General features: G+C 43.3%; 14 protein-coding genes. 3 read left to right on the plus strand and 11 right to left on the minus strand.

Annotated elements, in window-relative coordinates; translation table 11 throughout:
* Positions 1-175: 175 nt before the first annotated feature.
* From A3766_RS14860 to A3766_RS14870, 3 genes are read left to right on the plus strand one after another with little or no spacing between them, the layout of a single operon-like run.
* Entirely contained in the window at positions 176-694 is a 519-nt protein-coding gene (locus A3766_RS14860; protein WP_068510343.1) for a peptidylprolyl isomerase, read from the plus strand.
* Positions 695-703: 9 nt separating this feature from the next.
* On the plus strand, positions 704-1,450 hold the full coding sequence (locus A3766_RS14865; protein ID WP_068510342.1) for a UDP-2,3-diacylglucosamine diphosphatase: 747 nt from the start codon (positions 704-706) through the stop codon (positions 1,448-1,450).
* Between the two features lie 3 nt (positions 1,451-1,453).
* Positions 1,454-2,662, plus strand: a complete 1,209-nt coding sequence (locus tag A3766_RS14870; protein WP_068554095.1) for an NAD(P)/FAD-dependent oxidoreductase — start codon at positions 1,454-1,456, stop codon at positions 2,660-2,662.
* Between the two features lie 137 nt (positions 2,663-2,799).
* Here the strand turns inward: A3766_RS14870 and A3766_RS29690 are convergent, their stop codons facing one another.
* From A3766_RS29690 to A3766_RS14920, 11 genes are all read right to left on the minus strand, one after another.
* The gene (locus A3766_RS29690) at positions 2,800-2,991 is read right to left on the minus strand and encodes a hypothetical protein (protein ID WP_156495174.1); all 192 of its coding nucleotides are present in this window, start codon (positions 2,989-2,991) and stop codon (positions 2,800-2,802) included.
* A gap of 87 nt (positions 2,992-3,078) precedes the next feature.
* Entirely contained in the window at positions 3,079-4,122 is a 1,044-nt protein-coding gene (locus A3766_RS14875; protein WP_068506650.1) for an AAA family ATPase, read from the minus strand.
* Positions 4,092-4,691 carry a nicotinamide riboside transporter PnuC gene (gene pnuC, locus A3766_RS14880; protein ID WP_082865337.1) on the minus strand — a complete coding sequence of 200 codons (600 nt, stop codon included), beginning with the start codon at positions 4,689-4,691 and terminating at the stop codon, positions 4,092-4,094. Before pnuC ends, A3766_RS14875 begins: the two co-directional genes overlap by 31 nt.
* A complete protein-coding gene (locus tag A3766_RS14885; RefSeq protein WP_068506652.1) occupies positions 4,688-6,034 on the minus strand; it encodes a hypothetical protein in 1,347 nt (448 codons plus the stop codon). Before A3766_RS14885 ends, pnuC begins: the two co-directional genes overlap by 4 nt.
* A gap of 2 nt (positions 6,035-6,036) precedes the next feature.
* On the minus strand, positions 6,037-6,627 hold the full coding sequence (locus tag A3766_RS14890) for a hypothetical protein (RefSeq protein WP_068506657.1): 591 nt from the start codon (positions 6,625-6,627) through the stop codon (positions 6,037-6,039).
* Complete coding sequence (locus A3766_RS14895; RefSeq protein ID WP_068554093.1) at positions 6,627-8,393, minus strand: hypothetical protein; 1,767 nt, start codon at positions 8,391-8,393, stop codon at positions 6,627-6,629. The genes A3766_RS14890 and A3766_RS14895 overlap by 1 nt, the downstream gene beginning before the upstream one ends.
* On the minus strand, positions 8,390-9,424 hold the full coding sequence (locus A3766_RS14900; RefSeq protein ID WP_068554091.1) for a hypothetical protein: 1,035 nt from the start codon (positions 9,422-9,424) through the stop codon (positions 8,390-8,392). Before A3766_RS14900 ends, A3766_RS14895 begins: the two co-directional genes overlap by 4 nt.
* An 11-nt stretch (positions 9,425-9,435) precedes the next feature.
* Positions 9,436-11,016 (minus strand): AAA family ATPase, encoded by a 1,581-nt coding sequence (locus A3766_RS14905; protein WP_068566671.1) that lies wholly within the window; start codon positions 11,014-11,016, stop codon positions 9,436-9,438.
* A 62-nt stretch (positions 11,017-11,078) separates the two neighbouring features.
* The gene (locus A3766_RS14910; RefSeq protein ID WP_068506668.1) at positions 11,079-11,588 is read right to left on the minus strand and encodes an endonuclease V; all 510 of its coding nucleotides are present in this window, start codon (positions 11,586-11,588) and stop codon (positions 11,079-11,081) included.
* On the minus strand, positions 11,572-12,411 hold the full coding sequence (locus A3766_RS14915; RefSeq protein ID WP_068506670.1) for a hypothetical protein: 840 nt from the start codon (positions 12,409-12,411) through the stop codon (positions 11,572-11,574). The genes A3766_RS14910 and A3766_RS14915 overlap by 17 nt, the downstream gene beginning before the upstream one ends.
* A 305-nt stretch (positions 12,412-12,716) precedes the next feature.
* A partial coding sequence (locus tag A3766_RS14920) for an ABC transporter permease (RefSeq protein ID WP_068642449.1) occupies positions 12,717-13,283 on the minus strand: 567 nt, incomplete at its 5' end.

Here is a 13,283-nt window from a genome sequence, read left to right on the forward strand (position 1 = left end):
TAAACGATAAAGCGATTAATAAATTAGAGCAATAACTCAGATCAATTTTGTCATTAATAATTGAGTATTTTTTCAGTTTTTTAACTATCACCGAAGCCATAGCGATTCAAAGCCAATTTATATACAATGCGCCTGAACAAGTTCTTCTACATTATCAACAGGAAAGCCAAGACTCATGATCTTATTAAAAACCAACCACGGTGATATCACACTTAAGTTAGATTTCGAAAAAGCGCCAGTGACTGCTAAAAACTTCGAGCAGTATGTTAAAGAAGGTTTTTACAACGGTGTTATCTTCCACCGAGTGATCAGTAACTTCATGATTCAAGGTGGTGGTTTTGAGCCAGGCATGAACCAGAAAACTACCCGTGAAACTATCAAGAACGAAGCAAACAATGGTCTAAGCAACAAGAACTACACCGTTGCCATGGCTCGTACTATGGACCCTCACTCAGCGTCTGCACAGTTCTTTATCAATGTTAAAGACAACACGTTCCTAGACTATACGGCTGAAACAATGGAAGGCTGGGGTTATGCAGTATTTGGTGAAGTCGTTGAAGGTCAAGACGTTGTCGATAAGATCAAAGGCGTTAAGACCACGACTAAAGCTGGCCACCAAGACGTGCCAGTTGAAGACGTGATCATTGAAGAAGCTAGCGTTCTTGAAGGTGAAGCAGCTGAAGATGGTGAATAAGACCTCGTCATGAGCACTTATTTTATTTCAGATCTGCATCTGGAAGAGTCACGCCCTGATATTATCAGGGCTTTCTTTTTATTCCTCGACTCTATTCAAAACGATGCTGACAAGCTCTATATTCTTGGTGATTTCTTCGAAAGTTGGATTGGTGACGATGAAAACACCGAACTTCAGCTTGAAGTAAAACAGCGCCTCAAAGCCCTCAGTGAGCAAGGTTGCCAACTTTTCTTTATGCACGGTAATCGTGACTTTTTAGTAGGCGATGTTTTCGCACAAGAAACTGGCGCCACCCTACTTGATGATCCATGTGTTATCGACGTAGCAGGCGAACCAACACTGCTTATGCATGGCGATAGCCTCTGTACTGCTGATACCGGCTACATGAAATTCAGAGCAACCATTCGTAACCCCGCTTTCTTGGCTCCCTTCTTAAAGCGCCCGATTGAAGAGCGAAAAATCACAGCTCAGCAACTTCGAGCAATGAGCCAAGCGAATAACCAGGATAAAAGCACAGAGATCATGGACGTAACGCCTGAAGAGGTGATTCGTGAACTTGAAGCACATAAGGTTCAACACATGATACACGGGCATACTCATCGCCCAATGATTCACGAAGTCGAAGCAAACGGCTTACCAGCTGTACGAATCGTATTAGGTGACTGGGACAAGCATGTTTGGTATCTGAAAGTCGATCAAGATGGCGAACATCACTTTAAAAACTATCTTCTCGAAGAACAAAACCCGAATATATAAACAATGAGCAAACACCCTCACTTTGACTCCATTATTATTGGCGGGGGTGCCTCAGGTTTAATGTGCGCACTAACAGCCGGTCAACTTGGCAAGCGCGTTTTGGTTCTCGACAGCAGCAATAAAGTCGGCAAGAAAATATTGATGTCTGGCGGCGGCCGCTGCAACTTTACCAACTACTATGTAGAGCCCAGCAACTATCTTTGCAGCAACCCTCACTTTGTAAAATCTGCCCTTGCGCGCTACACCCAATGGGACTTCATCGGCCTGGTCGATAAACATGGCATCTCTTATCATGAACGCTCTCATGGCGAGCTGTTCTGCGATAATTCAGCAAAAGATATTCTGAAGATGCTACTCGATGAGTGCAGCGACGCCGGTGTCGAGATCAAAACCAAATGCCAGGTGGAGTTTATCGAAACCCTAGACGAAAGTGATGAGCAGCGCTATATACTTCGCTCTAACGCCGGTGTTTTCACGTGCCGTTCCTTGGTGATCGCAACCGGTGGCCTATCCATTCCTACACTAGGTTCAAGCGGCTTTGGCTACGATATTGCCGAACAATTTAACCTGCCTCTCAAAGAACGTTCAGCGGGATTAGTCCCTTTCATTTTCACCGATCAAACCAAAGCGCTTACTGAACGCTTATCAGGGTTAGCGGTTGACGTGACAATGGAAACCAACGGCACCACATTTCGAGAGAACATGCTGTTCACTCATCGCGGCATTAGCGGCCCTGTTGCCCTACAATGCTCCAACTATTGGAAGCAAGGCGACCTTATTCATATCAACCTGTTACCTGATCTAGATGTTGAAGCCACACTACTTGAATTCAAGTCATCGAAGCCAAAATCTCTTCTCAGGAATATATTGTCTGAACATTTCTCCAAAGCCTTTTGTTTAGAACTACAAGCTCTATTTTGGAAAGCTGAAGCAGAAAAACCGATGGGCGAATTTACCGACAGCACCATTAGATCGATTGCCACTCACCTAAACAACTGGACACTAAAACCCGCCGGAACAGAAGGCTACCGGACCGCTGAAGTCACCTTGGGCGGTGTCGACACCGATGTTATTGCTTCCAAAACAATGGAGTGTAAAACCCAGCCAGGCTTATATTTTATCGGTGAAGTGCTTGATGTCACTGGCTGGCTAGGCGGATTTAATTTTCAGTGGGCCTGGGCTTCTGGTGTTGCTGCGGGTGAGAGTGTTTAGCTTGTACCGAGTGAATTAAAACGAAGACATGCTGAATAAAACGAAGACAAAAGTTGGCGGACTTTCAGCCGAAAAATCACATATCCAATTGTTTTATATATAAATAGCTAATATTTAGCTTTGTCTTCGTTTTTTAGTTAAACGTTTGCAATTCCCTTTCTCGATAAGATTTCATCGACCATTCCTGAATATTCGCATGCAGTTTCAGTCATTGATAATAGCTGTTTGCGCAACAATTCCTTTAGCATCTCATTTTCTTCCTGCATATAACGCTCGTACAAATTGCTTACTTCTTCAATCTTCTCCATTTTATTCAAAATTAAAGGCAAACGATTTCTTGAGTTTAACTCCAAAATGCGAATCGATATTTCTGCACAACTGCTTCCAGATAACCAACAAACAATAGGCCCATGCTGCTACTCCGGCAGGAGTTCGATGACGCGGTTCATTCTAGATTCCAACGAACCGCCTAAGATTTCAAATGCAACGTTGCACTTCGTTAGCTCTTCTAAATACCAGCTGTGCTGCCAGAACCTGAAGTCTTCATCTTTTCTGGTGCCGTCTTGGACCAATGGAAAGTCTGGCTCACATAAAAATACATGATGGTATGGGCGTTCAGCGAAAGCGCTTATTATATTACAGCGCTGCTTAAAAAGTGCATGTGAATAGCAAAGCGTTGTAACAGGAGAAGTATCACAAAAGATATACCGTCTCGCCTGTCTCTGAGCGAGATCCTCTTTATGAGTCTGTGTAATGCAAATATCTATCAGATCTTCTGGCGTAAGGTCGCCATTTTTTTCTTCCCATAAATCTCTGCCGTATTCTTCAACCAGCGGCTCATTAAATTGTTCAGAGAGAAGCCGAGATAGCTTTGATTTACCTGTTGATTCAGCCCCTAGGAAAACAATCTTTTGGACGCTAAAGTCAGCTTGGACAGATTGATCGATTAGCCCATTGTCTTGGTTCCGAGTAGAACGCATAAGTGAGCCACTTACCGGATAAGTTTCCCTGTTGAGGTCGACACAAACATGCTCGACAGGAGAACCAAAACCAGTCGCTGGATCACTCAGAAATTGAGCGAAGCCATCCCCATATTCTTCACTCGTAAAGACTGCATCAACTTCCAAACCAAACTTGTATGAAAGAAGTCGATAGGTGAAATGCCGATGCATATGGTCAGCTTCACTATTGCTGGGCATTGGAAGATTCCAAGCGCTATGAGCTCGCCAAGACTCGACCGTGGCAGCATCAACACACAGAACGCTAGCGGATGGAAAAACTGATTTTATCCAATGCTCTCTTATCTTGGCAGAGCAGGATGGAAACTCAGGCCTTGAGTAGCTGATGACGACAACATCTTCACACTGATTAAATGCGTTTTGTATTAGATACTCGTGCCCTTTATGAAGAGGTGAAAATTTTCCAACGACTAATCCGCGCTTAAAGGGCTTTGTTGCCAAGTCTTTTCTCCCTTATTTTCACTCCTGTATATTTTTATCCACGAATACAGCCCATACCACGCATTGCACCAGAACAAGCCGTACACAAACGCCGTCAGATAAAGCTCTCGGGAGAAGTAAAGCGGGACAGCGACGGTATCTACGATCAACCAGCAAACCCATGTCTCTAGCCTTCTCTTCATCAAAAGAAACTGCGCAAGAACGCTAAACATGAGAACAATTGAATCGATAAATGGCGCGTACGCATCCGTCATCTCATGCAAAAGCCATCCATAGGCTAAGGTTGCTAAGACTGCAGCTGCTATGAATGAAACGAAATTTGTCATTTTGGTTCGCTGAATCGGGTGTAATTGTTTTTTAGCCCCCCAATACATCCAGCCATAGATGCTCGTGAGTATGAAGAACACCATCAGCGTGACGTCTGCATAGAGATTGACCTGATAGAACAGAACGGCAAACAAGCCGCAGCCTATGATACCAGTCCACCACGTGTTTACATTGTTTCTCGCTGCCAATATGACGCTGATAACAAATACTGCGTTTGCAGACCATTCCAAATAGCTAATCAAAATATGTTCCTTAAATCACTTGAATATTGAATTATTTTTTTATCGCTGCTTACTTTCTCAAACAGATTGATCTGAACCTGTTGGCCAAGCTTAGTTTCCAATAACTGTTTAATTGAATCCGAATACGTCTCATTCGGCAAAGTTATAGTCAGTGTACCTTCTGCATATTGATGCAAAGAAAACTGAGATAATGGAAATTTCTGTAGCATATGCGTGACATCAACATTGTTAAGCCATACACCATCTTTAGTCTTATACTGAACCGGCGGCCGCCCTTCTAGATCTCTGATGTACCAATGCCCGTCTTCAAGCTCGAGTCTTCCAAAATCACCGGTGCGATAACGTATCAACGGCAGATAATCGTTAAACCCACCGGTCAAAACAATCTCCCCTCTTTCTCCGCAATCAACCGGATTGCCATTGGCATCAAGGATCTCGACTAGAAGTTTTGACTGAAGAAGTCGAAAGCCTTCTTTGCCGGGCACACTGCAACCTACTGGCCCAACCTCATTCAGAGAATATAAATCTAAGATCGGACACTTATACCGAGATTCAAAATCATCCCGAACTGCTTTCAACAAAGTCATTGACGTACTGAGTATTGCCTTCGGCCGATGCCTAAACGGGATCATTGAAAGTTCTGACAAAGATATTGGGTCGCCAGAGATAAGGTCTGGTTTGTTGAGGTCGATGTAAAGCTCCCGATCATCAGGACTACCCCAATCGTTTGGATGAAAATTTAACTTCAACAACGCTTTATTGTTCAGATAGGGAGACACAGACGCATAAGTGAAACAACTCTCTTGAAACCCTGCCAAGATAACAGCGAGATCACTTCGGAACTCTCCCGTATCCACGTAATTCCACAATAGAGCTTTCTTATGATAAGCGCTGTATCTTGCTGCGACGATGGGATGAGATGGTATCGTTAACGCGTGCCCAGTTGTACCGGATGTTTCATAAGCAATTATCCGATCAAGAGGCAAATGATCAGGCACAAAATCAGTGATACTTACACTCAAATCTGAACGATCAATTGTTGGATAGTCTTCGAATCTTTGGACGCTTTTATCGTAATGTTTATAGAAAGGAACACTCTCAAGGCATTTTCCTAGAAAAGGATCGATCCATTTATTTTCGCCGGCGCAGGCTGAAGCATTAAGATTGGTTTCTTCACGGGTAAAATGACCTAATTCGTCTAGCTCATGTTGAGCCAGATGATGACCTGATTGATTCCTGAATATTGGCGCATGAGGCTGATCAACCAAGTGCTTAAGACGAGCACTTCCAGACTCGTCTAAATTTGGCATACGCTCATAATCATTCCAGGGCGCTGCTTGCATGATTATTCCCGTGTCATCTTGTCAGCCGCTTCTTTGGCTTTTTGTTTAGCTAAAGCAACTCGAAGATCGTGAGCTCTTTGCTCTGCTACTTTCGCGGCTTTGAGAACCTTCATTCTTTCCAGCGAGCTAACCGCTTGTAATCTATCTTCAGCTTGGTTGTTTGTCTCTCCTTTTGGTCGCAGGTTTATGGAAGACAGTACAACTCGAATAAACTCTTCTCTTCTATCAACATCATTGATGTATACCTTGTTGGTTCCAGCTTGGGCCAGTTCTTTAGCTGTGTTTTCAAAGGCATCCAACAGAAGAGCCAGTTCAAACCTAAAGCCCTTAAAGCTGTTATCCATTAAAAAATACGCGATCAACATCGTTGCGCGATACCAATCACATTGCTCATAAGGCCGTTTAAAACGAGTGAGTTCTGATGCTCGCACTGAGGTGCTTAAATCATATAGAGCATCATGAACTAGAGCATAAAAGTAAGGTGGTAATTGAGGGTTTAACAATTCTTTAGGGAACTCGGTTAGCCGATGGTGCAATACGTTGATATCGGGGCCTTCGGCACTACCATTGCTACGAGTTATGAGTTGAGTCATTATTCTGCTCCCTCATAGTGTTTTCTGCTAAATGCCCGAGCAAAATCAGTCATCGCTTCCCAAGACGTCACCGGGAATATATCCCAACCTTGTTGAGCCTCGGCTTGCTTTAAAGCGGCATCATGGTCCGCCATCCATTTATTGTTAGGTGGCAAGGGATAATCCCAGTGTAAATTTAACACCATCGTACCGCCGCCCTTTGCATTCTCTAATGCCTGCTTAGATATACCCCAGCCTGAGTTACCTTTTTCATCCGTGTCAAAAAGTGTTGTGACGCCATCATCCGACAAAATCACAATATGGGAGTTTCTAGTCCTTGGTTTCTCTATGTGGGTCTTTCTTAGAATATGTATCGGGAATGCTGTTGCGCCGCCCAAGTAGTCAGTCAAAACATTGAGAATTAACTCTTCGTTCCTTACAAAGCCATTGGTGGTTTTGAACTGCCTTGCGCCACTCCATAAAGTGACTTGAACTGCAGCGCCGGCTCTCAGTGCTGACAAGCATAGAATAGCGCCAGCAATCGTCGTGTATGACGTATTTTGTTGTGGGTTTGGCATTGAGCCAGAGCAATCTACATATAAATCTAAATCGCAAGGTTCTACCTCTGGCTCTGCACCCTCGTCAAATCCCCATTCTCGCTTAACGGTGGTAACACCCGGTATCACCTTGTGACTCATGGACATTGAGCTAAACCAGTCCACATCTTCAATTGGCTCCCCCGGTTCCCAAAGAGTTGTTCCTTCCGGAATAAGTTCGGTTTTCACGAGCTGCCTCTTTGATGGAAACGAAACCAGATGTGGTATTGAGCGCTCACGGTAATAACGCACTGCGATTTGATGATCTGATAGGTCGATACCTGCGGATTTTAAAATTTCCCCATACTCGAATGGTTCACGATACTGGCCATTGCCATCTGATTGTGAGCTTTCACCTAGGTTAGATTCCCTTGCTCCTGCCTCATTTGCGCTCGCATCGCCGATCAAATCTGGATCCATTGATGGGTGAATATTATCCATTTCACCCTGATCCTTATTGATCAAGCCGGAAGGAAACTGCCCGGCTCCAGCATGTTTTGTATCCATTAACTTGGCTATCTGATCTGCCGTATTTTTTTCTTCAGCCAAGTAAGGCAATAAGAGGGACGCAAATCTAGACGCCCCCTTAAGCCAATCCTCTGCATAGACCTTTATAATTCTCGCACCCAACCATGCATCTCCCTCCATGGCATCAGAATCCGACTGCCCTCCTAGAGAGCCCGATTTAAGCTGCCATAGATGCTCATAGATACGCATGTAAAGATGCCATACTCGGCTATTCGATCCCCCTTGATCTATTCGCTTGTAGACCTCGTCCATTCTGAGGCCAAACTGACGCTGGAGATGGTTGTTAATTAGTAGGTCTGAATACAGGTTGGCGACCATACCTGCCTGGTTCTCTAACGTAGGAAGGCAGACATGGATTCTCGCTATCATACGGGCATGATCTGTGAGTGTTGCTGGCGAAAGAATATGGTGACCAATCTCGTGAGCAAGCACTTCAACTGCATAGTCTTGAAGCTTGTATTTGGTGATCGCTTCTAAATCAACTACGACAGCCTGATCATTCAAACGGATCATGGCAAAGCTACCAGATAAGCCCTGTTTTGAAGCTTCTAGATGCGTCTCACATAAAAGTGGGTTTCTTAATTGTGTATAGCGACTCCACAAAGCAAGCGCTTCACTCCAGGATGACTGCCAACGCTCTAAAAGCGACTCGTCGGTTATCATGATGAGCGACCTTTACTTGTATTCAAGACCGCAGATCCCGAACACTCAGTAATGATGACTGAGAAAGTCTCCGGCGAGGTAAATACGAGTGTATCGTCAAGTTGTGCGACCGAATTGATATCTGTAAGGTCGCTGAAACGGCCGAGCGATATGAGTTTTGGGTTGTAACTTATCTGTTGATCTATTTGTTTTAGATCTTCAAGTTGTAGATTCTCGCTGGGAATGAGTGTCGCCCCAAATGAATCGGCATAGAGTCTCCAAATATGCGTGTCAGAAAGAACATACAGTTGGTCACCTTCAACGAAGATCTTGGGTGGTAAGGGGAAATCCCCACCAACAATACTGCATTGGCCAACCCGGTATTTTTCATGAATCTCCGTGCCGGATGTACTGGCCTTTATGTGTTGAGGTTTGAACCATCTACTCGCATTTAATTGGTCAAAATGAAAATTGAGATCATGACTGTCAGAGAGCTTAAATAGTTTTCTGGATACTTCGTCTGGTAGCTCATTAATTTTGTTCAGCGCTATTTCTCTGTACTGAGCCAATCCCGCCAACCAAGCACAAACAACGCCCGTTATCTTGAACTGTTCGATTGAGTTGATTACATCACAAGACTTAATCATCAGATCAAGCCAGGCATTCGGTTTCTCTTCACCAAAAGCCAAAATATTGCTTAACGAATTACTTGTTCCAGCAAATAGTGCACCCGGGCTTTCCGTAAGAAGAGAATCAACCTTTGGATATAGGCTATTCCAGACTTTGAATAGCAGCGCTTTTTTAGACTCTGATTTCAACCAATTAAAACTGGCCAGTTCTAGTCCATACTTGAAACCCGCATGAGCTACATGAAACGTAATTTGGTTACTCTGACCATCTAAGGTCAGGACTACTGGATCTAAGCATTCGGTCAAAAACCAATTAAAGTCATCTAGATTTAAATTTGGGTACTGATGTCTGACGCTCGCAACCATTTGATTACAAGTGTCTCTTTCAGCTTGGAAATATGCCTTGAGCGCCGCTGACTTCATTGAACAAGCCCCTATGACTCAAGCCACTTGAGATAGTTCGTATAGCGCTGATGCAAATATTTAAGTTTTACGACATCCTCGTAGATGTGCCCATACATTTTCTTGCCCTCTACGAGTTTCGCTATTTCCGTCTCAATACGATTGATTCGTTTTTTAGCTTGCTTTGCAGTTAAGCCATCAAGACCTTCTTCAAACTCATTCGACAACTCTTCTACAGGGTCATTCTTATCCAAGTTAAGTTTATCGAATTCCCTACATGAAGAATCAAAGAGGTGACGCAACCAGCCGATCTTATCGCTTCGATAAAAAGTATTCTCAGACAGTTCGAAAAACGGTGAATCCATGTCAGCAAAAAGCCGGGAATGAAAAACGAATGGGAGTACTTGCCTTACATCGTTTAACTCAACCGTGTCATTACCCCTAAAAAACGCGAGAGCTTTAGCAAACTGTAGTAGTGACATCAAAGAACGAACTGAGATTCCGTTTAGGGTCTGACAACCAAGATCTTTTAGACGATCACGACCATTATCAATAGACGCTAACACATTTGATTTGACGCCTGATAATCGTGACGTGTCCTTTGTTTTATATTCAAACTGAGAGGCAGAATACTCCGAATACTCAAAGTGACTCGTAAAGAACTCTATTCTGCGCCGAATCCCTGCAGGTACTGTGATATTGCGTATCGCTAGCGACATGTCTGAGATCTCATCTTCGGTGAAAATGATCTGAGGTGGAACCATATCTTCTGGCTTTACACCTTCTTCAATACGTAGAAGCAACTGATTCAGAAATCTAGGGTTAAATGACAAAGCTTGGACAACGACATCAATACGATCTTTTAAGGCTTCGATCACCTGGTAGGTTCCGCCACCCTGATCATCATTTGCAGTTAAATACCAGGCCGCATCAGGACATTCAAAGACCTGGTTGTAGAGTTCTGCGTAGTTGTCTCCCATCACAGTCAGCAAAGCGCTTTGCGTTCGTGTAGGGATACGGTTGTATTCATCGACTATTTTTACGCGCATTCCAAGCCATTTCCGCCACGATATGCGGATGTCTTCGATCGCTTCGGCCGAGGCCAGATCCGATGGCAAGGGATTACCCAGCAAATCAGCCACTGTCATCTGCGGATGGCCATGTTGCATGGCTCGTTTAACTTCTTTTGTCGTATAACCGCCCATGATACCCATCAAGATTGCACTAGCCGTTTTACCCCGGCCTGGTCCGCCAATGAAAAGGCATTTACTTTGAGTAGCGAACGTGAGGAGTGGCAATAAGATAAAGCTTGAGTAAGACTGTTCAGTTGGGAGGTTTAGCGTACTGTGACTGTCTCCCGCCCTAAACTGTTGCGGAGACTGATCATTATATTCGATATCATAGTGAGGACTGATTATCGCGTTATTAACGATCCAAAAGTAAGCCTGCCTAAGCTTTTCATCTAGTCCCGTGCTAGTTTCTTGAGCGTCACTTTCACCTGAACCAAAAGGCCCATCATACAAATCTGAAACATCGAAAGACTTAGCTTTGGAGTGTGCCTTTGGTTTGGTTGGTGAGGCCGATAAGCGGCCAAATAAATTGAATTTACTCATTAATAGTTCTCTTGATTCAACCAAGAATCAAATATCTAAATTATATTTTTCGTTATTAAGGTTCAGCTTGAACTATCCCAAGCCCGACAAAGCTTATCTACACGTTTCAATAGCGTCGGAAAGCGAAAACCACCATCCATGTTTATTATTTGTTGCTTAGCAATTTCAATATCCAATCCAGCCGCAGTCACATACAGCGGTTTGTCGCTCTTACCTCTGTATACTTCATAATTTGAACCGATACTCTTGAATCGATTTTTAGCGACACCGACAACCGGAATGCTACCACCTAAAGCATCATAAAGATGTTTACCAAGGCCAGGTCTTTTCTCTCCATCTAAGAATACATACCCATCAACAACGATAACATCTGGTTTTAGCGAGTGCTCATTTATTAGTTCGAGAATACAAGGCAGCTCTCGCTTATAAAACTCACCGGGAGTGTAATCTTCAACAGACTGAACTTTGCTAACAACCTCAATCGTCGGTTCTTTATCAGTCCAATCATCAAAAATAACACCACCGATTAATCCCGTATCGTTTTTATAGTCAACGTCAACAGCTAGAATCATTAAGATTTTCTTCCAACTCTTCACTAAAAACTTTGATACCCGATTTGTTGCACAGTTTGCTTTCTCTAAACCTTTTTAGCTGGCCGCAGCTATACATCCCATCGATCTCGAGTCTTTTGATATGAGGCAGATTTTCTGCATTTATAAAAATATCTGGAAAAGTGTAGCTGCTAATATTACTTCCCCCTAGGCTCAACCAAGCATCTTCCAATACGCTAAAACCGGACGTCAATAGATTGTCATGAGTCTTAGAGGTTAACGGTTCGCCATCACTCGTTATGATTTCAAGATTGCGCAGTCTTTTGAAAAGTATTGGCCTATCTAGTCTAAAATTACCATGAATAACGAGTGATTCGACTGAATGTAGACTCTCAAGTAAGCTGGTTAAATCGCCAAGTAAACTTGGAGCCCAACCATCACGATTACAATACAATTCATCAATACCTAGTGACAGATGCTCTAAAAGAGGAAAGCTAGTTCCAGACAAGATTTCTATAGCTTTTTCATAATTAAATGAAGATCCAGGAGGAGTATAGTCGCAGTGACCTATACATATTGAACGGAGCTGGTGAGGTAAGCCAGACTTAACAAGAGCTTCCAAAATATGAAGACTTTTTCCTCCAAGCAAAATTGAAACAGAAGTACATTCCCTGGGAATACCGTCCAACACTTTATAACCATTATGTTCGGTCTGTGGTACGCCGATAATCAGGTCTGTTTTATCTCTATCTATTGAGCGCTGTTCTTCTGGGAGTTCAAGTATTATTTGTTCGAACTCAAGATTGCTCGGAAGGTCCGTCTTATTTCTAAACACTGAGAACATTATGAATCAATCGCCGCGACTAAAAACATCAAGATATCATAATTCACTAGAAATGAGGGGCTGAAAATCAGAAAACAGAGGAACGAATAAGGCCACAAAGAAAAAACTCAAAATATAGGCAACCAACATTATTTATCAACAACTTACAACTGTCTTCGTTTTAATTCCATCAAACCCTGTTTTTGGGCTACCAAGGAATGCGGGTTTCAGAGGAGTTTTGTCTTCGTTTTTATTTCACCAATACAGATGTATCAAATTAAGATCAGCGAAAAAAGTCATTTTTGACGCTGACCCTAATCATTTAGCTATTTCTTCAACTGATACCCTGTCCTAAATATCCACCATACGCCAACAATACACAGAAGCAGAAAGCCACTAATAGCCGCCAGACTTGCTACCATGCTGACGTCTGAAATCTCGTAAAAGCTCCAGCGAAAGCCGCTTACCAAATACAAAACAGGGTTGAATAAAGTGATGGTCTGCCAGATCTGCGGCAGCATGTTGACAGAGTAAAAAGTACCGCCCAAAAACACTAAAGGCGTAATCACCAGTAAAGGAATCACCTGAAGCTTCTCAAAGTTATCGGCCCAGATGCCGATAATAAAACCGAACAAGCTGAAGGTAATGGCCGTCATCACAAGGAAGACCATCATCCAAACCGGATGCGCTATTTGTAGCGGTACAAACAGGCTCGCCGTTGCGAGAATAATCAAGGCAAGTATGATCGACTTCGTTGCTGCGGCCCCCACGTAGCCAAGCAAGGCTTCGAAGTATGAAACAGGTGCAGAAAGTAGCTCATAAATGGTGCCGCTAAACTTAGGAAAATAAATTCCAAATGAAGCGTTAGAAATACTCTGCGTTAACAAAGAAAG

The sequence above is a fragment of the Oleiphilus sp. HI0132 genome (assembly GCF_001635845.1).

Excerpts from the sequence above, each read along its gene's own strand:
- A3766_RS14860 (WP_068510343.1), top strand. The coding sequence starts at position 176 with ATGATCTTATTAAAAACCAACCACGGTGATATCACACTTAAGTTAGAT.
- A3766_RS14865 (WP_068510342.1), top strand. The coding sequence starts at position 704 with ATGAGCACTTATTTTATTTCAGATCTGCATCTGGAAGAGTCACGCCCT.
- A3766_RS14870 (WP_068554095.1), top strand. The coding sequence starts at position 1,454 with ATGAGCAAACACCCTCACTTTGACTCCATTATTATTGGCGGGGGTGCC.
- A3766_RS14885 (WP_068506652.1), bottom strand. The coding sequence starts at position 6,034 with ATGCAAGCAGCGCCCTGGAATGATTATGAGCGTATGCCAAATTTAGAC.
- A3766_RS14890 (WP_068506657.1), bottom strand. The coding sequence starts at position 6,627 with ATGACTCAACTCATAACTCGTAGCAATGGTAGTGCCGAAGGCCCCGAT.
- A3766_RS14895 (WP_068554093.1), bottom strand. The coding sequence starts at position 8,393 with ATGATAACCGACGAGTCGCTTTTAGAGCGTTGGCAGTCATCCTGGAGT.
- A3766_RS14900 (WP_068554091.1), bottom strand. The coding sequence starts at position 9,424 with ATGAAGTCAGCGGCGCTCAAGGCATATTTCCAAGCTGAAAGAGACACT.
- A3766_RS14905 (WP_068566671.1), bottom strand. The coding sequence starts at position 11,016 with ATGAGTAAATTCAATTTATTTGGCCGCTTATCGGCCTCACCAACCAAA.
- A3766_RS14910 (WP_068506668.1), bottom strand. The coding sequence starts at position 11,588 with ATGATTCTAGCTGTTGACGTTGACTATAAAAACGATACGGGATTAATC.
- A3766_RS14915 (WP_068506670.1), bottom strand. The coding sequence starts at position 12,411 with ATGTTCTCAGTGTTTAGAAATAAGACGGACCTTCCGAGCAATCTTGAG.